Annotated in this window: 16 protein-coding genes; 5 read left to right on the plus strand and 11 right to left on the minus strand. The window is 72.9% G+C overall.

The features are described 5' to 3' along the window. Positions 1-136 precede the first annotated feature (136 nt). Positions 137-334: a DUF4236 domain-containing protein gene (locus ACFYWM_RS11780; RefSeq protein WP_350972795.1), complete on the plus strand. Its 198-nt coding sequence runs from the start codon at positions 137-139 to the stop codon at positions 332-334. Positions 335-417: 83 nt separating this feature from the next. Then, on the plus strand, positions 418-627 hold the full coding sequence (locus tag ACFYWM_RS11785) for a DUF4236 domain-containing protein (RefSeq protein ID WP_389912465.1): 210 nt from the start codon (positions 418-420) through the stop codon (positions 625-627). Between the two features lie 231 nt (positions 628-858). Here ACFYWM_RS11785 and ACFYWM_RS11790 read toward each other — a convergent pair whose 3' ends face one another. The 6 genes from ACFYWM_RS11790 to ACFYWM_RS11815 all read right to left on the minus strand — a co-directional run bounded on the left by ACFYWM_RS11790 (position 859) and on the right by ACFYWM_RS11815 (position 14,261). After that, entirely contained in the window at positions 859-2,601 is a 1,743-nt protein-coding gene (locus ACFYWM_RS11790; RefSeq protein WP_389912468.1) for a proline--tRNA ligase, read from the minus strand. A 110-nt stretch (positions 2,602-2,711) separates the two neighbouring features. After that, positions 2,712-3,278, minus strand: a complete 567-nt coding sequence (locus ACFYWM_RS11795; RefSeq protein ID WP_389912471.1) for a hypothetical protein — start codon at positions 3,276-3,278, stop codon at positions 2,712-2,714. 343 nt (positions 3,279-3,621) lie between these two features. After that, positions 3,622-3,990 (minus strand): hypothetical protein, encoded by a 369-nt coding sequence (locus ACFYWM_RS11800; RefSeq protein WP_389912474.1) that lies wholly within the window; start codon positions 3,988-3,990, stop codon positions 3,622-3,624. A gap of 239 nt (positions 3,991-4,229) precedes the next feature. Further along, a complete protein-coding gene (locus ACFYWM_RS11805; protein WP_389912477.1) occupies positions 4,230-5,282 on the minus strand; it encodes a fatty acid desaturase family protein in 1,053 nt (350 codons plus the stop codon). Positions 5,283-5,526: 244 nt separating this feature from the next. Further along, a complete protein-coding gene (locus ACFYWM_RS11810) occupies positions 5,527-6,468 on the minus strand; it encodes a pyridoxal-phosphate dependent enzyme (RefSeq protein ID WP_389912480.1) in 942 nt (313 codons plus the stop codon). Between the two features lie 260 nt (positions 6,469-6,728). After that, positions 6,729-14,261, minus strand: coding sequence for an amino acid adenylation domain-containing protein (locus tag ACFYWM_RS11815; protein ID WP_389912483.1), 7,533 nt, complete (start codon positions 14,259-14,261; stop codon positions 6,729-6,731). A 288-nt stretch (positions 14,262-14,549) separates the two neighbouring features. Between ACFYWM_RS11815 and ACFYWM_RS11820 the strand changes: the two genes are divergently transcribed. Then, a complete protein-coding gene (locus ACFYWM_RS11820; protein WP_389912486.1) occupies positions 14,550-15,881 on the plus strand; it encodes an FAD-dependent oxidoreductase in 1,332 nt (443 codons plus the stop codon). A 67-nt stretch (positions 15,882-15,948) separates the two neighbouring features. Then, positions 15,949-17,139: a DUF6986 family protein gene (locus ACFYWM_RS11825; protein ID WP_389912489.1), complete on the plus strand. Its 1,191-nt coding sequence runs from the start codon at positions 15,949-15,951 to the stop codon at positions 17,137-17,139. A gap of 47 nt (positions 17,140-17,186) precedes the next feature. Here the strand turns inward: ACFYWM_RS11825 and ACFYWM_RS11830 are convergent, their stop codons facing one another. The 3 genes from ACFYWM_RS11830 to ACFYWM_RS11840 all read right to left on the minus strand — a co-directional run bounded on the left by ACFYWM_RS11830 (position 17,187) and on the right by ACFYWM_RS11840 (position 19,754). Further along, positions 17,187-17,861: a copper homeostasis protein CutC gene (locus ACFYWM_RS11830; RefSeq protein WP_389912492.1), complete on the minus strand. Its 675-nt coding sequence runs from the start codon at positions 17,859-17,861 to the stop codon at positions 17,187-17,189. Between the two features lie 43 nt (positions 17,862-17,904). Further along, positions 17,905-18,528 carry a GNAT family N-acetyltransferase gene (locus tag ACFYWM_RS11835; protein ID WP_389912495.1) on the minus strand — a complete coding sequence of 208 codons (624 nt, stop codon included), beginning with the start codon at positions 18,526-18,528 and terminating at the stop codon, positions 17,905-17,907. A 479-nt stretch (positions 18,529-19,007) separates the two neighbouring features. After that, on the minus strand, positions 19,008-19,754 hold the full coding sequence (locus ACFYWM_RS11840) for a GntR family transcriptional regulator (RefSeq protein WP_389912498.1): 747 nt from the start codon (positions 19,752-19,754) through the stop codon (positions 19,008-19,010). 214 nt (positions 19,755-19,968) lie between these two features. On the opposite strand from ACFYWM_RS11840, the gene ACFYWM_RS11845 reads away from it, so the two are divergent. Continuing rightward, entirely contained in the window at positions 19,969-20,244 is a 276-nt protein-coding gene (locus tag ACFYWM_RS11845; RefSeq protein WP_389912501.1) for a hypothetical protein, read from the plus strand. Between the two features lie 399 nt (positions 20,245-20,643). On the opposite strand, the gene ACFYWM_RS11850 is transcribed toward ACFYWM_RS11845, so the two are convergent. Then, positions 20,644-21,456: an alpha/beta fold hydrolase gene (locus tag ACFYWM_RS11850; protein WP_389912504.1), complete on the minus strand. Its 813-nt coding sequence runs from the start codon at positions 21,454-21,456 to the stop codon at positions 20,644-20,646. A gap of 33 nt (positions 21,457-21,489) precedes the next feature. Next, entirely contained in the window at positions 21,490-22,233 is a 744-nt protein-coding gene (locus ACFYWM_RS11855; RefSeq protein ID WP_389912507.1) for an alpha/beta hydrolase, read from the minus strand. Positions 22,234-22,276: the final 43 nt, after the last annotated feature.

The raw sequence follows: 22,276 nt of genomic DNA on the forward strand, positions 1-22,276 counted from the left end.
GGGCTGGTCAGCGCGGAAAACGATCTTTAACGGCGTTTCCGGATTCGCGAATCAGCGTTCACGCCCGCTTTCAACCATGTTTGCACCGCGTCTGCCGGGTAGCTGGATTTCGCTGAACACGCCTAAGGAGGAAGCAATGGGCTGGGGATACCGGAAATCCATGAAGTTCGGTCCGTTCCGTCTCAACCTTTCGCGGGGCGGAGTGGGTCACAGCTGGGGAAACCGCGCCTTCAGGGTCACCAAGACGGCCGATGGGCGCCGCACTCTGAGCGTCAACCTTCCCGGTGGCTTCCACTGGCGCAAGACGCTGAGCAGCAACAGCAGCCGTCGCTGATGGGCATCACCCGGGAACCCTTCGCGAACGCCGCTCGTTCTCATGACACGACGCGAGATTTCGGGGAGTCCGGGGAGAGGGCAATGGGCTGGGGATACAGAAAGTCGATCAAAGTCGGTCCCTTCAGGATCGACCTGTCCCCGCGGGGGATCGGCCACAGCTTCGGCAACCGCCGATTCCACGTCAGCAGGACTCCCGACGGTCGCAGATACGTGACCGTCAACCTGCCCGGCGGGTTCCATGTGGGCAAGGCGATCGGCCGGAGCTCCCGGCGTCACCACTACCACTACTGACACGGGGCCACACACGTTGGAGAGCGGCCCGTCCCTTTCGAAAGGGGCGGGCCGCTCTTCGCGCGTTCCGGGTGACACGCCTTTCGACGGCGTCCGGGATCACCTTCGGCGAGGGGCGGAGCCGGGGTCATCCCTTTTCGGGGCCGGGAAGACCGGCTTCAGGGGCCGGCGGACCGGCTTCGGGGACCGGCGGTCCGGCGTCCGGGATCACCTTCGGCGAGCCCGCCGGGGTCATTCGCGGCAGGCCGCCACGACGCGCTCCACGGCCTCGGCGAGGGGGATCTCCTCCTTGGTGCCGGTGGCGCGGTCGCGCAGCTCCCCGACGCCCTGGGTGAGCCCGCGGCCGACGATCAGGATCGTCGGCATGCCGAGCAGCTCGGCGTCCTTGAACTTCACTCCCGGCGAGACGCCGGGGCGGTCGTCCACCAGGACGCGCAGCCCGCGGCCCTCCAGCTCCTCGGCGATCCGGGTGGCGGCCTCGACCTGGCCGTCCTTGCCGGTGCCCACGATGTGGACGTCGGCGGGGGCGATCTCGCGGGGCCAGACCAGCCCGAGCTCGTCGTGCCGCTGCTCGGCCAGCACCGCCACGGCCCGGGAGACACCGATGCCGTAGGAGCCCATGGTGACGCGGACCGGCTTGCCGTCGGGGCCGAGGGCGTCGAGCTTCGCGGCGTCGGCGTACTTGCGGCCGAGCTGGAAGATGTGGCCGATCTCGATGCCGCGGTCGATGGACAGGCCGGAGCCGCAGACCGGGCAGGCGTCGCCCGCACGGACCTCGGCGGCCTCGATGGTGCCGTCGGCGACGAAGTCACGGCCGGCGACGACGTCCGCGGCGTGCTTGCCGGGCTCGTTGGCCCCGGTCACCCAGGCGCTGCCGTCGACCACGCGGGGGTCGACGAGGTAGCGGATGCCCAGGTCCTTGAGGACCTGGGGACCGATGTAGCCGCGGACCAGGCCGGGGTGCTTCGCGAAGTCCTCGGCCTCGAAGATGGCGGGCTCGCCGGGGGCGAGGGAGGCCTCCAGCCGCTTGAAGTCGACCTCGCGGTCGCCGGGGACGCCGACGATCAGGGTCTCGGTCTTGCCCGAGCCGGGGACGGTCACCTTGATCACGATGTTCTTGAGCGTCTGGGCGGCGGTGATGCCGAGGCCGTGGTGCTCGTTGACGTGGTCGACCAGCGACTCGATGGTCGGGGTGTCGGGGGTGTCGAGCACCCGCGAGGCGGGCCGCTCGCCGGTGATCGCGGGCGGCGCGGGCGTGACGACGGCCTCGGCGTTGGCCGCGTAACCACAGTTGTGGCAGGCCACGAAGGTGTCCTCGCCGGTGGCGGCGGGGGCGAGGAACTCCTCGGAGGCCGAGCCGCCCATCGCGCCGGAGGTGGCGAAGCAGATCTTGTACGAGATGCCGAGCCGGTCGAAGGTCTTGATGTAGGTCTCGCGGTGGCGCTCGTAGGAGCGCTTGAGGCCGTCGTCGTCGAGGTCGAAGGAGTAGGAGTCCTTCATGACGAACTCGCGCCCGCGCAGGATGCCGGCCCGGGGGCGGGCCTCGTCGCGGTACTTGGTCTGGATCTGGTAGAGGGTCACCGGATAGTCCTTGTAGGAGGCATACTCCCCCTTGACCATGTCGGTGAACATCTCCTCGTGGGTGGGACCGAGCAGGTAGTCGGCGCCCTTGCGGTCCTTGAGGCGGAAGAGGGTGTCGCCGTACTCGGTCCAGCGGCCGGTCGCCTCGTAGTATTCGCGGGGCAGCAGGGCCGGGAAGAGCACCTCCTGGCCGCCCATGCGGTTCATCTCCTCGCGCACGACGCGCGTGACGTTCTCCAGGACCGTCTTGCCGAGCGGCAGCCAGGAGTAGACGCCGGGTGCGACACGGCGGACGTAACCGGCGCGGACGAGCAGCTTGTGGCTCGGGACTTCCGCGTCTGCCGGGTCGTCCCTCAGCGTTCTAAGAAACAGCGACGACATGCGCAGTAGCACGGCTACTCCTAGCTAGCGAGGTTCGGTGCTCTACAGGCTATCGAGTCTCGCAAGCCGATTGTCTGCGGTTGGCCGCTTCCAGGTCCGGTTCCAGGTCCGGTTGTGAGACCTCAGAGGCCGGTGAGGAAAACGAAGTACGAGGCCCCGAGGACCAGCGCGATCAGCGCGGAGCAGGCCCGGTCGCACCCGCGGCCCAGCGAGACCAGCATCCCCAGCACGATCGCGACCACCACCGCGACCCCCCACGGCCAGAAACCGGGGACGTGCTCGGGCCCGCCGGGCATGGCCTTGTCGATCCCGTCGAAGAGGGCCAGCCCGGCCGCGCCGCCCGCCGCGAGGTCACCCCAGCGGTCGTAGCGCTTGGCGAGGTAGGAGAGGACACCGATGGCGACGAGGTTCGCGATCATGAGGTTCATCGAGGCGCCGTCGCCGCCCAGGCTCACGAGCCAGGCGTTCTTCGCGAAGATCGTGGCGACCAGCATCGAGAGGATCGGGCCGAACGCGGCCAGCACGCTGGAGAGGACCGCCCAGCCGAGGCCCGCCGCCGTCCGGCCCATGACGACGATGAAGACGAGGTAGGCGTACGGATGGTAGATCGCGTAGAGCAACTCGGGCCCGTAGGCCAGCAGCGCCCCGACGCCCCCGAGCAGCATTCCCACCAAAAGGGAAAGGATCATATGCCGGAGAATGGCGCGATCCCGGCGGTCCCCGGCCACGAAGTCAAGCGTGTAATTACGTTCCACCAAAGCCACTGATCCCCCGATCATATTTGCTAGTGGCTATCAGCAGTGTATCTGACCTGGGGAAACATCTCGAACGTGTCAAGTTTACAAAATGGCGGGCGCTTGATCACATTAAAGTCGGCGAGTGCCTGGCCGCGTTGTCGCCGCGGGCCTTTCCATGATTCTCCCCGGGAAGCGGCCGGATCTCCGCGACGCCGTCCGCGCCTTTCTCTCCCGTCTCTCTCGTCGCCTGGAGGGCGGCCTGCCGGGGCGGCGGTACCGGCTCGGCCGTTCGGGGTCAGCCGCCGAGAAGGATCTCCCAGGGGTGGCGGGAGGTGGTCCTGCGGGTGGTGTCGAGGGCCTCGCCGAGGCGGCGCAGACCGGCCCTGCCGGGGAAGCGCTCGCGGCGCACGGGGTCGACGGCGCGCAGGACGAACGGCACGCCCATCACGTCCAGGGTGGCGTTCCCCGCCGTGGCGGGGCCCGAGCGGGTGACCAGCGCGCCGGGGCAGCCCGGATCATGGACGTGCCTGGCCAGGACGGCGGCGATGTCGGCCGCGCCGGGGCCGTCGCGCCACTCGATGTGCCAGCCGTGGTCGGCCCCGCGCCACCAGGTCAGGTCGCGGCACGACTCCATCAGCTCCGACTCTCCCGCGAGCGCGGCCATCACCCGCCCGAACGCCTCGTACGGGAGCCCGCACGACGGTCGGCTTTCATCAAGGACATCGGGAACGCCGGAGGGGGCGGGAGCGCGTCCTGGCCGATGCGGTCCTCTCGCGTCCTGGAGCGGACCGTCCTTCGGACGCCGGGCACTCGCTTTGCGGCGCTTCTCCGCTCCTGAACTCACAAGAACCAACTGTGATCCGCCGGGCTTGTCCCCGCAAGTGCTGATCCGGTACCAGGGACTCACGCCACGGGGGAGGCCGAACCGGCCGGAACCTCGGAGTCGCTCCGGACCTCGGCCGGAACCCCGGGCTCGCTTCGCGTCTTGACCGGCACGGCGGCGTCGCGCCGCTCCCTGGCCGCCAGGGCAGCGTTGCGCCGCGCCTCGGCGAGCACGGCGCGGAAGAAGTCGGCGTAGCCGCGCTGCACGAACGCCCCGTACCGCTGGACCTCCGGGTGCCGCTCGCGCAGCCGGTGAAGGGGGACGTTCATCGCCGCGTGGTGCTCGATGTGCAGGTTGTTACCGTTGGTGTACCAGGTGCTGAACCAGCCTCCGGTGATCGACCGGGTGTTGCGGAGCACGTCGGTGGTGTCGTTGTCGCACAGCACGTGCTCGGGGAGCTCGACCAGGAAGTGCAGCGGCACCGCGACCAGCAGCAGGGGCAGCAGCCACAGCCGCGCCACGATGTCGGCGTGCCCGCCGGCCGCCAGGGCCACGGCCGCGAGCACGAGCAGGCCCAGCCCGACATGCTCGGCCACGATGCGGCGGTGCATCCTGGGCGCGATCGAGCCGAAGGCGTACCGCCACCTGCCGCTCGCGCTGCGCACGCAGTCGCCGAGCACGTCGGCGATCCGCCGGTAGTCGAACGTGCCCCGCAGCAGCACGCCCGGGGTGATCGGCGCCCGGGTGTCGAAGCCGAAGAACTCGGTGTCCCCGGGCGTCCCCAGGGCCCGGTGGTGCTGCAGGTGCCTGATCCGGTAGTGGCTGTAGACCACCAGCAGCGGGAGCCCCAGCGGCACCCCGACGATCCGGTGCAGGCGCGCGCCGCGGAAGGCCGCGTGGTGCAGGCACTGGTGCTGCAGCTCGACCGCGTGGGTGAACATGGCGCCCAGCAGCACGATCCCGGCCACCACCGCCAGCGGGTGGTCCGAGAGCGCCAGCCGGCCTCCGCACGTGCTCAGGACGGCCAGCAGGGCCAGCTTGCCCACGAAGACCCACTCGTCGCGCCGGCCGACCGAGCTCCTCCGGTAGAGCAGCACCGGCCCGGGGAGCGGTGTCTCGGCTACTTCGGTCATCAGGTCCATCTCCAAGGATCGATCAGGGTGCCGGTACGGGGTCGTGCGTGAAGGAGTCGCGAAGAGCTTGTGGAGGGGTCACGAAGGGCTTGTGCGGGGGCCACGAAGGGCCTGTGAAGGCGCCGTGAGCACCGCGCGCCGCTCACGGGGCTCACGGGGCTCACGGCGCTCACGGCGCTCACGGGGCTCACGGCGCTCACGGGGCGCGGTCGTCACGGCTCGCCCGGCCCGTACGGCAGGCGGGTCAGCGGCCGCTGAGCACGACGACGTGGGTGCCGCCGGCCGCGAGGGTCGCCGCCCGGCCCAGCAGCCCGGCCAGCGCCACCGCTCCCGCCGCCGTGGGCGTGGGGCCGTGGGCGGCCAGGGCGTCCCGCGCCCGGAGCAGTTCCGCGTCGCTCGCGCCGAGCACCTCCCCGCCGCAGAGCCGGATCGCGTCCATCGCCGCGGCGCCCTGCAACGCGTGCCAGTTGACCAGCGGCTGGTTGTGGTCCGTCGTGGCGACCGCGTCCGGTGCCAGCGGCAGGTACTCCCCCGGCCAGCTGGTCACGATCGGGTTGTTGCCGGCCGATCCGACGCCCACGATCCGGGTGGGCCAGCCCAGCGCGACCAGGCGCCGGTGCACGGCGATCGCCGTGGTGCCGTTGCCGACCGGCAGCCAGATGGTGTGCGGGGGCTCGTCCAGCTCGGCGGCGAGGGCGTCGACGACCTCGCCGTGCCCGGCCAGCACCTGGGGCTCGCAGGGGCCGTCGACGTTGCCGTCGAGCGCCCCCTTCTCTGCGGCGATCCTCCGTGAGGCGTCCACCGCCTCCTCGTAGCTGCCGTCGACAAGGACCACCCGGGCGCCCAGGGCGCGCATGGCGGCGCCGCCGTCACTCCAGCCGGAGGGGAGCACGACGGTGACGGCCAGCCCGGCGGCGGCACCCGCGGCGGCCGCCGCGCGGCCGTAGTTCCCGCAGGTGGCGACCACCACGTCCCGGTATCCGGCTTCCAGCGCGTGGCGGACGACGGCGCGGGCGGCCGGCTCCTTGTGGCTGCCGGAGGCGTAGCGGGTCTCGTCCTTGACCAGGACGCGGACGCCGGGGACGAGCCCGTACGCCTCGACCAGCGGGGTCTCCCCGGCGTGCTGAGGGAACGGCCCGGAGGTGGAGGAGGTGGCGGGCGGGGAGGTGATGCTGTCGAGCGTCACGGGGGATCCTTCGTGCGGGCGTGGACTGAGCTGTGGGCGTGGACTGAGTTGTGGGCGGGGGCGGGTATGCGGCCAGGAGGCGGGCGTGCGAGCGGGACGGAACGGGCGGGTGGGACGGGGACCGGCCGACGAGACGGGACCGGTGGGCGGGGCATGAGGATCCGGCGGGGCGTGATCGACCCGCCCGAACCGATCTATCCGGCCCCGGCCTACCCGGCCTCGACCTGCCCGGACGGTCTGTCCGGGCAGGTGGGGGCGTGTCAGGGACGTGTGGCGGCCAGCAGTTCGTCGGCGTGGCGCTGCATGGTGTCCCGGTCGCCGAGCCTGGCGGGCGGCAGGGCGTCGGGAAGCTCGTCCTCCAGGAACCGCAGCCGCCGGTGGAACCAGCCGCGTACCGCCCAGGCCAGCTGGACGAGCCCGCTGACGACGATCAGCAGCGCGAGGCCGCGTCCGGGCCCGGTGCCCAGCAGCGGGCCGACGGAGCCGGCGAGCGCGCCCCCGGGTTCCAGCAGGGGCCGGAACACGTGGTCGGCGAGCGGCCCCACCACCAGGAAGCCCAGCGGCATGGTCAGCATCATCACCGTGATGAAGATGGACAGCACCCGGCCCTGCAGCTCCAGGCCGACCTTGGTCTGCAGCAGCGCGATCCAGTGCCCGTTGATGAGGGACTCGGTGAAGGCGAGGACGAACATGCCCGCGACCGCGAACCAGGGGGCCGTGCCGAGGCCGACGAAGGCCATCGCGACGCTCGCGACCCCCATGAAGAAGATCATTCCCTCGGTACGGCGGCGGGTGCCGCCCCACAGGCTCATGGTGAGCGCGCCCAGCAGGCCGCCCACCCCGCCCGCGGACAGCACCAGCCCGAGAGCCTGCTCGGACTGCTCGATCAGGATCATCGGCGTGATCACCGCGAAGCCCAGCGTGTAGAAGAGGTGGTCGATGACGAAGAAGCGCAGCGCGATCCGCAGGCCCGGCCTGCGGGCGACGTAGCGCCAGCCGTTGGCGATCTCCGTCCCGAACGACTCCTCGCGCTTACGGAACATCCGGTCGGGGAACCGCACGGCCAGCAGGGTGCCCGCGCCGACCAGGAAGGTCGCCGCGTCCACGAGCAGCACGCCCCGGACCCCGATGACGCCGAGCAGGCCCGCCCCGAGCATCGGGGCGAACACCGCCCCGGCGCCGGTGCCCAGCTGGGCGATGCCGTTGGCGTGGCCGAGATAGCGTTTGGGGACGATCTGCGCCACCGCGGCCAGGTAGGCCGGGCGCTGGAAGGCCCCCGCCAGCGAGGTGAGCGCGAGGGCGACGTACACCTGCCACATCTCCAGCCGGCCGCTGAAGAGCAGGACCGCCAGGACCGCGGTGGCCAGTCCCGAGGCCGAGTCGGCCGCCAGCATGACGCGCCGCCGGTCCCAGCGGTCCGCGACGGCGCCCGCGACCGGGCCGGCGAGGATTCCCGGCAGCAGCCCCACCGCGGACATCAGCCCGAACGCGGTGACGTCCCCGGTGCGTTGGTAGACCCAGATGCTGAGGACCAGCGTGCTCAGGCCGCTGCCCACCAGGGAGACGAACTGGCCGAGCGCGACGAGGGCGAATGTCCCCAGGCTGGGGGCCGCGGCACCGCCGCGCCCGGTGCCGCCGGCCCCCCGCCCGGCGTCCCGGCCGGTGTCCCTGCCGGTGTCCTCGGTGGTGTCCCCGCCGGTGTCCTCGGTGCCCCGTCGCGCGCCGACGGCGCCGTCGGCGTCATCGGCCTCGCCCGGGACCTCACGAGGAGAAGGGGGTACGGGCTCCAGCCAGCGCCGGGCGGCGGCGTCGACCACCTCGGCGACCTCGGGGGCCTGGTGCTTGACGAAGAAGTGGCCGCCACCGGGGAGCACGGCGAGCTCGACGCTCTCCGAGAAGTGCGCCCACTCCCGGTGGCGTTCCTGGTAGAGCTCGGTCACCCTGTCGCGCTCCCCCACCAGGCTGAGGATCGGCGAGCGCAGCCTGCGGTACCCGGTCCCGGTGAACGCGGCGGTGAAGTACTCCTCCGCGTCCCGGGCGTCGTGCCGCACGTTGCGCAGCGCGAACGCCTGCTCGGCCGGGTCCTGGAGCTCGGTGAAGCCGCCGCGGGCCCGCAGGAAGGACAGGTACTCGCGGTCGGAGGTGAGGCGGTCGACGGGCAGCACCCGGTAGACCCAGTCGAAGAACCGGCCGGGCAGCCGGGCCGTGGGGAAGCTCGCGCCGAGCACCGTGCCGAGCACCCGCACCCCGGCCTCCTCCGCCTGCCGGGCGATCTCGACGGTGAGCGCGGTGCCCATGCAGTGCCCGTACAGCACGACCGGGCCGGGGATCTCGCGCATCTCGGCCACCACGAGGGCCGCGAGCTCCTCGCACGGCAGCAGCGGCTCGTCCGGGCGGGTGATGTCGTGGCCGGGCAGCTCCACGGCGTACAGGACGCTGTCCTTCGGCAGGGCCTCGGCCAGCGGGTGGTAGCTGACGGCCTGCCCGCCCGAGTAGGGGACGCAGACCGCGGTGAAGGCCACGTCGCCCGGCGCGGAGCCGCCTGGCGCGGGGTCGCCGGACAGGCGGCGCAGCAGGCGGCCCCCGTCCGCGGGGCCGGTCCCCTCCGCGCGGGCGTCGAGGAGGGCGGCGAGCCGGGCGACGGTCGGGTTCTGGTACAGGTCGATCACGCGCAGCGCCGGGTCGATCCGCCGGACCAGGCGCAGGGCGCTGAAGGAGTCGCCGCCCAGGGCGAAGAAGGTGTCGTTCCCGCCCACCCGCTCGACCTGGAGGACCTCCGACCACACCTCGGCGATCCGGATCTCGGTGGGCGTGGCGGGCCGGACGTGGCGGGAGGCGTCGGCGCCCTCCGGCGGGGCGGGCAGGGCGCGGCGGTCGAGCTTGCCGTTGGGGGTGAGCGGCAGCGAGGGCAGGGAGACGATGCGGGCGGGCACCATGTGGGCGGGCAGGGTCTCCGCGAGGTCGCGGCGCAGCTCCGCCTCGTCGGCCGTCCCACCCGGCCGGGTCGTCACGTACCCGATCAGCTGGGCGGTGCCACCGGCGAGGTCGTGCACGGCGGCCGCGCAGGCGAGGACGCCGGGGTGGGCGCCGAGGGCCGCCTCCACCTCGCCCAGTTCGATCCGGTAGCCGTTGACCTTGACCTGGTCGTCGAGGCGGCCCAGGAACTCCAGCGTCCCGTCGGCGCGGTACCTGGCGCCGTCCCCGGTCCGGTACATGCGCGCGCCCGGCACGAAGGGGTCGTCGAGGAAGCGTTCCGCGGTCAGCTCGGGACGGCCGTGGTACCCGGCGGCCACGCCGTCGCCGCCCAGGTACAGCTCGCCGACGACACCGGGCGGCACCGGCGAGCGCCTGTCGTCCAGCACGTACGCCCGGTTGTTGGCGAAGGGCCTGCCGATGGGCAGGGGCGCCTCGGCGGGCATGCCGTCCGTGTCGCCGTCGAAGAACACGTTGTCGACGGTGACCTCGGTGACGCCGTACGCGTTGACCACCCTGCCCCCGGGCCCGACGAGGCGCCGCGCCTGCCGGTACTCGCGCACGTGCCACTTCTCGCCGCCGCCGATGAGGAGCCGGACGAAGTCCAGCGTGGCGCCGGTGGTCTCGGCGTGGGAGAGCAGCCCGCGCAGTACGGCGGGGACGAGCTCGGTGCAGCGCACGTTCTCGCGGCGCATGAGGTCCAGCAGCGCGGCCGGTTCCAGCAGCGCCTCCCGGGGGACCACGACGAGCCGCCCTCCCGTGCACAGGGCGCGCAGCGTCTCGCCGACGAACATGTCGAAGGAGAAGCTGGCCGCCTGCTGGTAGGTCCACTCGGGGCTCAGCCGATAGTCGTGCCGCCACATGTGCACGGCGTGCACCAGGTGGCGGTGCGTCACCACCACGCCCTTGGCGCGGCCGGTGGAACCGGAGGTGTAGATGACGTACGCCGGGTCGTCGGGCCCGCAGGAGGGGGCGAGGTCGGTGTCCGGGAGCCGGGAGATCGCCGCGCCCTCGGTGTCCAGGGTGAGGACCCGCGGCCACGCCCCGTCGCCGGGCGCGCCGGAGCCGCCGGAGCCGCCGACTCCGGCCGGATCGCCGGGTTCGCCGGGATCGCCGGGATCGCCGGGATCGCCGGAGGGCGACGGGGCGAGGCCGGTGCGGGTGAGCAGGACGGCGGCGCCGCTGTCCCGGAGCATGTAGCGCAGCCGCTCGGCCGGGTAGGCGGGATCCAGCGGGACGTAGGCCGCGCCGGACTTCAGGACGGCCCACATCGCGACGAACAGCTCCACCCCCCGGTCCAGGCAGATGGCGACCAGGGCACCCGGACCGGCGCCGCGCTCCCCCAGGGCGCGGGCCAGGCGGTTGGCACGGGCGTTGAGCTCGCCGTAGGTGACGGTGGTCCCGTCGTGGGTGAGCGCGGGCGCCTCGGGGGTCGCCGAGGCGTGCGCCTCGAAGAGGTGGTGCACCGTCAGGTCGGTGGGCCGCTCCACGCGGAAGTCGTTCCACGTGTGGAGGATCCGGTGCCGTTCGGCGCCGGACAGCAGCGGCAGTTCCCCGAGGGGACGGTCCGCGGACCGGGCGGCGGCGTCCAGGAGGGTGAGGAGCTGGTCCAGCAGGCGGTCCACGGTCGCCGGCTCGAACAGCTCGGTGGCGAAGTCCGCGTTGAGCACCGGGCCGCCGGCCGGGAAGTCCAGCCCGATGGACAGGTCGACCATCCCGGCCGCGGGCGCGGTGTCACCCGCGTACCGCCAGCGCACCCCCGCCTCCTCCACACCGCCTGAGGGGGTGTTGTGGACCGTGAGCATCACGGGGCCGAAGGGGTTGCGGTCGAGCGCGGGCGCGAGCTCCAGCAGGGCGGGCAGAAGGGGGAGGGGAAGCTCCTGGTGGTCCAGGTCGGAGACGGTGTCGCGCCGTACCGCCGCCAGCAGTTCCGCGAAGGTGCCGTGCGCGGGGAGGGCGCCGCGCAGCGGGAGGATGTTGAGCAGCGGGCCGACGGCTCTCTCCTCGTCCAGGCTGCCGCGGCAGGCCACCGGCGCGAGAACGGTGACGTCCTCGCGTCCCGTGACACGCCACACCAGGGTCCGCACACCGGCGAGCAGGACCATGAACAGGCTCGCGCCGTGGTCGCGGCCGACGGTCTCCAGCCGCTCCAGGAGCCCGGCGGGCAGCGGGCGGGCGACCCGTTCGGTGCGGTAGGTCCGGGTGGCGGGACGGGGGCGGTCCGCGGGCAGCTCGACCCCGAGATCGGCCCCCTCCAGGCGGCGGCGCCAGTACGCGGCGAGCGCGGGCCGGGCCTCCCGCTCGGCGCGGGCGGCCGCCAGCCGGGAGAAGTCCGCTCCCTGGCCGGGGAGGCGGGACGGGGTGCCGGTGCGGGCCGCGCGGTACAGCTCGGCGAGGTCGGTGAGCACCACCCCGGCCGACCAGCCGTCGAAGGCCGTGTGGTGGACGACGAGCAGCAGTTCGTGGCGGTCCTCCGCCGTCCGCAGGAGGGTGGCGCGAAGCAGCGGCCCCCGCGCGAGGTCGAACGGCTCGGCGACGGCCCGGCGGCGGACCGCCTCCGCCTCGTCCTCGTCCGGCGCGTCGGCCTCGTCGAGCCTCACGAAGGTCCCGGGGCTCACGAAGGTCCCGGGGCTCACGGAGGTCCCCGGGCTCACGGAGGGCCCGGGGCTGGGCGGGTCGACGACGGTGACCGGCCGGCCGTCCTCGCCTGCCGGGTACCGGGAGCGCAGGATCGCGTGCCGCACGGTGAGCGCGTCCAGCGCGGCACGCAGCGCGGCGGTGTCCAGCGGGCCGGTCAGGCCGTAGCGGATACCGAGGTTGTGGACCGGGTTCTCGCCGTAGAGCTGTTCCGCCATCCAGAAGTCGGCCTGCAGGGGGGTCGGGGCCGTACGCGCGGGTGCGGCCCCCTCCCCGCCCGCCTCGCCGTTCGCGGGGTGCCCGCCACCTGCGGCGGGGAGCCCCCGGGCGACGGCGTCCACGAGTCCGGAGACGGTGGGGGCCGCGTAGAAGTCGGCCAGGGTGAGCTCGGCACGGTGGGCGCCGCGAAGCCTGGTGAGCACCCGCACGGCGGCGAGCGAGTCGCCGCCCATCGAGAAGAAGTCCTGGTCACCGCCGATGTCGTGACGGCCGAGGACCTCCGCCCAGATCGCGGTGACGGCGTCGGGGAGTCCCCTCCCGACGCCTTCCCCGGTGTCGCGGGCGGTCGCGGGGCTTCCGGCGGGGGTCGCCCCGCCGAGCAGCGCCGCCCGGTCCACCTTGCCCTGGACGGTGACCGGGAAGGAGGGGTGGAAGGCGAAGGAGGCGGGCACCATGTGCGCCGGCAGCGACCGTCCGAGCTCCCCCCGGAGGAACACGGCGGACGGCACCTCCCCGGGTGCCTCCGCGAGCAGGTGGGCCGCGAGCCTCGGCGCCCCGGGGACCCGCTCGTCGAGCCCCACCACGGCGTCGCGGACCCCCGGCAGGCCGCACAGGGCGGACTCGATCTCGCCGGGCTCGACCCGGAAGCCACGGATCTTGACCTGGTGGTCGTCGCGCCCCAGGAACACCAGCGAGCCGCCGGCCCCCTGCCGGACACGGTCACCGGTGCGGTACCAGCCGGAAACCGGTTCCTCCCCGTCGGAGGAGGCCCGGCCCGGGTAGAAGCGTTCGGCGGTGGCCTCCGGACGGCCGAGGTAGCCGAGTGCCACCGTGGGGCCGCCGATGTGCAGCTCGCCCTCCGTTCCCGGGGGCACGGGGGTGCCGTCGGGCCCGGCGACCAGACACAGCACGCCCGGGATCGGGAGGCCGATGGGCACCGGCCCCTCCCCGTCCCAGTGGCCGAGGTCGGCGACCGTGGCGACCACGGTGGTCTCGGTGGGCCCGTAGGTGTTCAGCAGGCGAACCCCCGCACCGGGGCCGCGCCGCCAGGCCCGTACCGCCTCGGGCCGCGCCCGCTCGCCGCCGATGATCACGAGGCGCAGGGCGGGCGGCCACCGCAGGTCCGGGTCGGGCAGGGCCTCGACGAGCTCGTGCCAGTACGCGGTGGGCAGGTCGAGCACGGTGACGCCGAGCTCGTGGCAACGCTCCAGCAGCAGGTCGGGACGGCTGATCATGTCGTCGTCGCGTACCACCACGGTCGCGCCGCAGGTGAGCGCGGGGAAGATCTCCTCCACGCTGGCGTCGAAGCCGAGCGAGGCGAACTGCAGGACCCGGTCGGCGTCGGTGAGGCCGTACGTCTCCACGGCGGCCTCGCAGAAGTGGGCCAGGGCCCGGCCGGGCACCGCGACGCCCTTGGGCCGGCCGGTGGAACCCGAGGTGAAGATGACGTAGGCGGCGTCCTCGGGACGATCGGCCGGAGAGTCGTTCTCCGGCCCGTCACCGTCGGTCCCGGCGTCGAGGAACAGCGGGTTCGCGGCGGGGGGCAGCGCGGCCCGCAGCGAGGTGGTGGTGACCGTGGCCCGCAGCCCCGCCTCCTCGGCCATCACGGCCAGGCGCTCGGCGGGATAGGCCGGATCCAGCGGTACGTAACCGGCTCCCGCCCCCAGGATCCCGAGCATCGCGACGATCGCGTCCGCTCCCCGGGGCAGGAGGAGGCCGACCAGATCGCCCTCGCCGACCCCGGCGGAGTCGCGGAGCCGGCGGGCGAGCGCACCGGCCCGGCCGACCAGCCCGGCGTAGCTCAGCGCGCCCGAGGCGTCCACGACGGCGGGCGCGTCAGGGGCCCGGCGGGCTCTCGCCTCGACGGCCTCCAGGATCCGCCGCGCGCCTCGCGGATCGGACGGCCGGGGACGAGGGGCGGGGAATGCGGTGGGGACGGCGTCGTCCCGGACCGGGGAGAGCATGAGTGGGGACGGCCTCTCGTGACAGAACTTGACCGCCCGCTTACACAGGAGTGATCACAGGCGGTAACGCAGCAGCGATCCTGCTCCCACTCGATGAACGACAAAGGTCGCAAACGTGATTTTCTCCCCGACACCGCATGACATTTGGATCAAGCGCCCGTTGTTCCCCGGCCGTTCCCCCGGCGGACGATTCGATCTTGTCGGCGCGTGAGTCTGGCGGCTCGCCCCCGGGTGATACAGAATCGAGCAGGGCATCGCGTTCATGACATCCAACGCCGAGGAGGCGACATGTCACTGCGAGTCGCGGTCGTGGGGTCGGGCCCCGCCGGGATATACACCGCCGAGGCCCTGACCAAGCAGGCCACCGGTCCTCTCGAGGTGGACGTCCTGGAGCGCCTGCCGACGCCGTACGGGCTGGTGCGCTACGGGGTGGCCCCCGACCACACCTCGATCAAGTCGATAGCGAACTACCTGCGCGGCGTGCTGGAGCTTCCCCAGGTGCGGTTCCTCGGCGGGGTCGAGCTGGGCAAGGACGTCGAGGTCACCGATCTGCTCGACTGCTACGACGCCGTCGTCTACTGCACCGGCGCGATGGTGGACCGGCGGATGGGCATTCCCGGCGAGGACCTGCCGGGCAGCGTGGCCGCCACCGACTTCGTCAACTGGTACTGCGGCCACCCCGACATGTCCGCCGACCGCTTCGTCCTCGACAGCCCCGAGGTCGCGGTGATCGGCGTGGGCAACGTGGCGGTCGACGTGGTGCGCGTCCTGGCCAAGACCGCCGAGGAACTGCGCGCCACGGACGTGCCCGAGGAGGTGCTGACCCGGCTCGCCGCCAGCGAGGTGAAGACCGTCCACATGATCGGGCGCCGGGGGCCCGAGCACGCCAAGTTCACGTTGAAGGAGCTCAGGGAGCTGGGCGAGCTGGCCAACGCGGACGTGCGCGTGCGGCCCGAGGAGTGCGTGGCCGACGTCACGACGGCGTCCCGGCAGGTCCGGGGGAACGTCGAGGTCCTGCGGAGCTGGGCGACCCGCCCCTCCATGGGCCGCCCCCGGCGGCTGGACGTGCGGTTCTGGATGCGCCCGGTGGAGATCATCGGTGAGGAGCGGGTGGAGGCGCTCAAGCTGGAGCGCACCCGGCTGGTGGACGGCCGGGTCGTCGGCACCGGCGAGTTCGAGACCCTGCCCGTCGGCATGGTGCTGCGCTCGGTCGGCTACCAGAGCGTGCCGCTGCCCGGCGTCCCCTTCTCCGAGGCCACCATGACCGTGCCGAACGAGTCCGGCCGGGTCCGCGACCGCGAGTACGTCGCGGGCTGGCTCAAACGGGGCCCCACCGGTGTGATCGGCACCAACAAGTCCGACGCCGCCGAGACGGTCCGCACCCTCCTCACCGACCTGGCCGGCCGCGATCCGGTACGCCGCGCGGACCTGGACGACCTCCTCGCCGCCCGGGGGGTCTCGCCGATCACCTACGAGCACTGGCTCGCCATCGAGGCGGCCGAGGCGGCCCTGGCCAGGTCCCTGGACCGGGGCGAGCGGGTGAAGCTCCTGGGCCTCCCCGCCATGCTCACCGCCCTCGACCGGAGACCGCCACCGGAACAGGACCCGGAGACCGGCTGAACCGGCCCCGCCCGGCCAGGCGCGTCCGGCCCTCGCTCGCACCGGCACGTCCAGGAGGAAGACCAGCATGCGCGTCACGCTCGCCGACCCGTCCGCCCTGATCCCGGATTTCGAGCGGATCCACGGCGAACAGTCCGCGCTGTACCCCTACCGGCCGGTCGAGTGGCAGCCCGTGCACACGGTCTACGTACCGGCCGACCGGTTCGACGCCGCGACGACGCGGGAGTGGGGTGACGCCGCGCTGGAGCTGTTCCGGCGGCACCTGCCGGAGGCCGACCTGGCCGCGATCCTCGGCGCGGGTGTGGACCTCGCCGGTGCCGTGCACGAGAGGGTGGCCGCCAAGCTCGCCCGGGAGCCCGTCGAGGACCTCCGGATCGACTTCGAGGACGGCTACGGTACGCGCCCCGGGGAGGAGGACGGCCACGCCTCCGCCGCCGCCAAGGCGGTCGCGGCCATGCACGCGGCCGGGACGCTCCCCCGGCGCTGGGGGCTGCGGGTGAAGTCGTTCGCCGACGGCGACCCGGTCCGCGCCGTCAGGACCCTGGACGGATTCCTCACCGGCGTGGCCGAGCGGGCCGGGCACCTGCCCGAGGGGTTCGTCGTCACCTTCCCGAAGGTGCTGATGAGGGAGTACCTCCACCGGTTCGCCGACTGCCTCGCCGCTCTGGAGGAGGGGCTGGGCCTCGGTCCGGGCACGCTGAGGTTCGAGATCCAGGTGGAGGCGCCGCAGACGGTGCTGTTCCTCGACGCGGGCCTGGTGTCCTCCCTGCGGGGCAGGCTGGCGGCGGCGCACTTCGGCGTCTTCGACTACACGGCGAGCTGCGGCCTTCCCCCGCACGAGCAGCGGCTGGACCACCCCGCCTGCGACCACGCCAGGCACGTCATGCAGACGGTCTTCGCCGGGACCGGGGTCGAGCTGTCGGACGGCTCGCTGGCCGCCTCCCCCGCCTCGGACGGCGGGCCCGACGTGCGGGACCTGTGGCGGCGCCACGCGGCGCTGGTCGCGCACTCCCTGGCCCACGGCTTCTACCAGGGCTGGGACATGCACCCCTCCCACCTGGTCAGCCGGTACGCGACGGTCTACGCCTTCCACCTGTCCCGGTACGGGGAGTACGCCGGCCGGGTGCGTGCCTGGGAGGAGCGGCGCGACGCCGGTGAGGGGGTGATGGACGAGCCCGCCACGGTCAGGACCATGGCCGCCGCCCTCCGGCGCGCCGACCTCGCGCTGGGCACCGGCCCCGCGGAGCGAACGGCCTGACCCGCCTGACCCGCCCTGATCGGCTCGACCGGCTCGACCGGCTGACCTCAGTCGATCAGGGCACGCCACTCGCGGACCCGGTGGGCGTCGACCGGGTCCGACCAGGACGCCCGCACCGCGCTGCCGACGTGGAAGGCCCGCACGCCGTACTCCATCAGCACCCCGACGTGGCCGGGCCGCAGCCCGCCCCCGGCCATGATCAGCGGGCCGTCGCCGGCCTCGCACCGGGTCTTGAGCACCGGCAGCCCGTCCGACACGCCACCGGGCGCACCCGAGGTGAGCACGGTGGCGAGGTTGGGCAGGAGGCGGACGGCGCGCCAGCTCGCCTGGGTGTCGGCCGCGTGGTCCACCGCCCGGTGGAAGGTCCAGGGCAGCGGCGCGACCGCGTGGATGAGCGCCTCGGTGGCGGCCAGGTCGACCGCCCCCGCCTCGTCGAGGAAACCGAACACGAACCCGGCCGCGCCCGCGTCGGCGAGGGCCCTGGCATCGCGGCTCAGGGCCTTCAGCGACTCGGGCGTGGCCAGGAACGAGGCCTCGCCGCGCAACATCACCATCTGCGGCAGCGCGCATTCCTTGGAGATCGCCGCGACCGTCTCCGGCGCCGGGGTGAGCCCGTCGGAGGCCATGTCGGCGACGACCTCCAGGCGATCGGCGCCGCCCGCCTCCGCGGCGACGGCGTCGCGCACGTCGAGCGTGATCACCTCAAGCAAGGATCCGGTCATGAATGGAGGCTATCGGATGGCTTTGTCCTAGGATCGCCGTGGTTCAGACATGCTCGGGGACGAACGACCCGCGCCGGTCCGAGAACGGCAGCGCCAGGCCGGACGCGCGGGCGCGCAGGCCCCCCGGCCGCTGGAACAGGGCACCGGAGGCACGATGCGGCAGGTCGACCGTGCGGAGATGCGCGAAACGCTGTCCCCGATAGTAGTCCTGCAACCTCGGGTTGTCCTTGGAGCAGTCAAGCCTGAGCCATCTTTTTCCCAGGGCCAGGACCCGCAGGCCCGCCCAGTCCAGAAGCGCCTCTCCCAGCCCCGTGCCCGCGTGGTCGCGCGCCACGGCCAGCTTGTGGACGTAGAGCGCCGAACCGGGGTCGTCCCCCCGGGTCCAGAACTCGGGGTCGGCGTGACCGTCCAGGGCGAGGGTGGCGACGGGCCCGCCGTCACCCTCCGGGCCGTCCTCCCTGTCGAGCAGGTACAGGACACCCTCGCCGATCAGCGGGGTGACGCGCCCGGCGGGGAACCCGTCGGCGGGCCACTGCCGCACCCCGCGGCGGTTCAGCCACCCGGCGGTCTCGGCGAGGAGCGCGAGCACCCCGTCGAGGTCACCGTCCGTGGCCCTGCGCAGCGTGTACGGGCGCGTGGCGGTGGGACTGGCGGTGTTCGAGTGCATGGTTCATCCCTTCGTTGCGTTCGGTGCATGAGTTGACACGGAGCGTGTCCATGTGATGGCGCACGGCATCCATGCCGGGCTAGGCGGACGCCTAGGGGCCTGAGGCGAGCGGGGAGACCGCGATCGGCGGGGAGAGCGGGAGGAGACCCACCGGCGCGAGAGACACCGGCGAGATCAGCGGGGAAAGGTCCGCCGGGGTGGGAACCGCCGCTGGAAGCCGCGCGGAAAGGCTCGCCGGGGTGGGAACCACCGATGGAGGCCGCGCGGAAAGGCCCGCCGGGACGGAGGACACCGGCGGGGGCGACGCGAACAGGCCTCCCGGGACGGAAGTCGCGAGGAGGCCGGAAGAGCGGCGGAGGCAGGAAGAGCGGGGAGAGAAGCAGGGAGCGCGGCGTCTAGCCACCTGGCGGACGCGGCCCGGTGCTCGCCCGCGACGCGGGCGGAACGGGGGCCGGCCCGTCAGGGCGGTCACGGAGACGTCAACGGCTTTCCAGCTCGTACCGGATCAGATGCTTGTCCGCGGGCAGGACCGACACCGCCACGCGCACGGGGGTGTCCTCCTCGTCGTAGCCGACCCGGATGTAGACGACGACGGGCGTGCCGAGCTGGAGCTGGAGCCGTTCGGTCTCCGCGCTGTTGGGCATCCGCGCCCAGATGTCGTCCACCACCCGCACCTGCCGGTGGCCGAGTTCCTCCAGGACCTTGTTCGCCCCGCGCACGATGTCGCCGGGGCGGGTGATCTCGGAGTCGGCGACCAGGGCCAGCGGGAAGTAGGAGTCGTTGGTGTTGTACGGCTGGCCGTCCACGAAGCGCAGCCGGCGGCGGACCACGGCGAGCTCGTCGTCGGAGAGCTCCAGCCTGCTGGCGATCTCCTCGGCCGGCTGCACGATCGAGACCTCGATCTCCTGGCTCGGCGCGCGCCCCTCGCGGGAGACGGCCCAGGCGAAGGCCTCCAGGGTCTCCTCGCGTCGCGGCTGCAGCTCGCGCTGGGGGTGCATGAGCAGCGGGCGGCGTTCCCGGACGACGGTGCCCCGGCGGGGCGTGCGGGTGACCAGGCCCTCGTTCACGAGCTCGCCGAGGGCAAGTCGTACGGTGTTGCGGCTGACCTGGTGCGCGAGCATGAGTTCCGCCTCGGTCGGCAGCTGATCCCCCGGTCCGAGCGCACCGGAGTAGATGGTCCTCCGTAGGTCGGAGGCCACCTGTTGATACAGCGTTGACCGTGCCATTAAGTCCCCTTTGTGCCAACAAAACTAGACGATCTGGTTCTAGCGGGGAACAGCCCCTTGACCCAACCTGCCAAGACCCGCATTATCCAATCGTTGGTACAAATCCATCGAAAGGTCAGCGAGGAGGTGGAGGCCGGTGCTGTCGGTCCGCACGGATACGCCGTACCTGCCTTGGCGCGATCCCCGCGAGGCAACACGTTTACTGCGTTACGCGTTGCACCGCCAGGGATTCACCCACACCTACCAGAGCAACGGGAACGGCATGTCCGTGCTCTCGGTGCTGACCGACCTGACTGTCTGGTGCAAGAACGGGTTGTTCGTCTGGAACGAGGACGGCCTTGAGTCGTCCCACCCGGCCGACGACCCGGTGGGAGCGGCCCGCCTCATCTCGGAGCACTACCGGCGGCCCGCCCCCGACGACGACCTCTCGGAGGGGGACGCGGACCACCCGGCCCGCGCCCTCGCCGCCACAGACTCCGAGCGCGACTAGCAGGCCGAGGACCCCATCCCTCGCCGGGGTCCTCCGCCACCGCGCCCGGGGCGGAACGCGTCCTGGCGGGTCCCCCACGCCCGCCAGGGCGCGTTTCCCATCGCGGGAACGCGTCCACGGGACGGGACCCGCCAAGGCGTGACCGCTCGCCCGCCCCCACCCCCCGCCTCGGCGGCGAGCGGCCCGCCGGGAAGGGCTGATCGCCGAAGGCGTCCGGCGGACGCCATCACCCCGAAGGACCACGAACGCCGACCCGGCCGGGGTTCGCCGCGAACGCCCCCGCTGTTCGCGGCGAACCCCGGCCGGGTGGACCGTGCCGGGGCTGTACGGGGTGGCCGTTTCAGAAGGTGCCGCATCAGAAGATGCCGCTTCGGAAGACGCGCTGCAGGCGGTGCCGCGTCAGGAGGCGGTGGCGCGGGCGGCCTTGTGGATGAGGCTCGCCACCGCGTCGGGCTCGGAGACGGTGACGGCGTGGGAGGCGTCGATCTCGACGGTCGCGGACTTCGCCCTCTTCGCCATGAAGCGCATCGACTCCGCCGGGATGGCCAGATCCTTGGTGGTGATCATGCTCCAGGACCTGATGGTCTTCCAGGCGGTCTTGACGGCCTTGTCCTCAAGGGCGTCGGCGGCGATGGGACGTTGGGTGACGGCCATCAGGTCGGTGGTCCGGCGGGGCACGTCGGCGGCGAACACCGCGCGGAACCTGTCCTGCCGGATGTAGAGGTCGTTTCCGGTGGTGCCGTCGGCGGCCCGGAACGGGACGGACCTGAGGGCGGGACCGAGCTCGGCGCCGGGGAACTTGGCCGCCAGCTCGCCGGTGCTCTCGCCGACCTCGGGCTGGAAGCTGGCGACGTAGACGAGGGCCTTCACGTCGCGGTCGCGGTCGGCGGCCTCGCTCATCACGGTGCCGCCGTACGAGTGGCCGGCGAGGACGATCGGGCCGTCCACGCTGTTCAGGACGCTGCGGAGATACTGCGCGTCGTGGCGCAGGCCGCGGAGCGGGTTGGCGGGGGCGATGACCGGATAACCCTTGCGTCTGAGATCGGCGATCACCCCGTTCCAGCTGGAGGAGTCGGCGAAGGCGCCGTGGACCAGGACGACCGTGGGTTTGGCCGAACCGGCTTCGGCGGTGGCGACACCGGCGGCGACACCGGTGGAGAGGAGCGCGGTGACGGCCACACCGGAGGCGAGGACTGTGCGCTTGAGGTTCATGGGGGACTTCCCTTCCGTTCCGTGGGGATGTGATCAGCGGGTGGTGGCGCGGGCGGCGGCGTCGACGAGGTCGGCGACGGCGTCCGGGCGGGAGACGGTGACGGCGTGGGAGGCGTCGATCTCGACGATCGTCGACCCCGCCCTCTTGGCCATGAAACGCATCGCCTCGGCGGGGATGGCCAGGTCCCGGGTGGTGACCATGGCCCAGGACGGGATGGTCCTCCAGGCAGCCCTGGTCGCCTTGTCCCCCAGCGCGGCCGCCTCGATGGGCCGCTGCGTGGCCGCCATCAGCTCGGCCGTCTCCGGGGCGACGTCGGCGGCGAACACCGCGTGGAAGCTGTCCTGCCGGATGTACAGGTCGGTCCCCGTGCCGCCGTCCACCGGGTAGGGCACCGGGTTGAGGGCGGGGCCGAGCTCGTTGCCGGGGAACTTGCCCGCCAGCTCGCCGGTGCCCTCGCCGACCTCGAGCTGGAAGCTGGCGACGTAGACGAGCGCGACGACGCCCTCGGCGCCGTCGGCGGCCTCGCTCATCACCGATCCGCCGTACGAGTGGCCGGCGAGCACGATCGGGCCGGTCAGGCCGTCGAGCACGCTGCGCAGGTACCTGGCGTCCTCCTTCAGCCCGCGCAGCGGGTTGGCGACGGCGACGACCGGGTAACCGCGGCGCTTGAGGTCGGCCACCACGCCGTTCCAGCTCGCGGACTCGGCGAAGGCGCCGTGGACGAGGACGACGGTGGGGAGTCCCGCCGCGGCGGACTCTCGGGGCATGACGCTCATCGGGGTTTCCTTTCGGTACGAGGGACGACGGCCGCCGCCCTGG

This window comes from Streptosporangium sp. NPDC002721 (assembly GCF_042888905.1).
In the GTDB taxonomy this organism is placed as follows: Bacteria; Actinomycetota; Actinomycetes; order Streptosporangiales; family Streptosporangiaceae; genus Streptosporangium.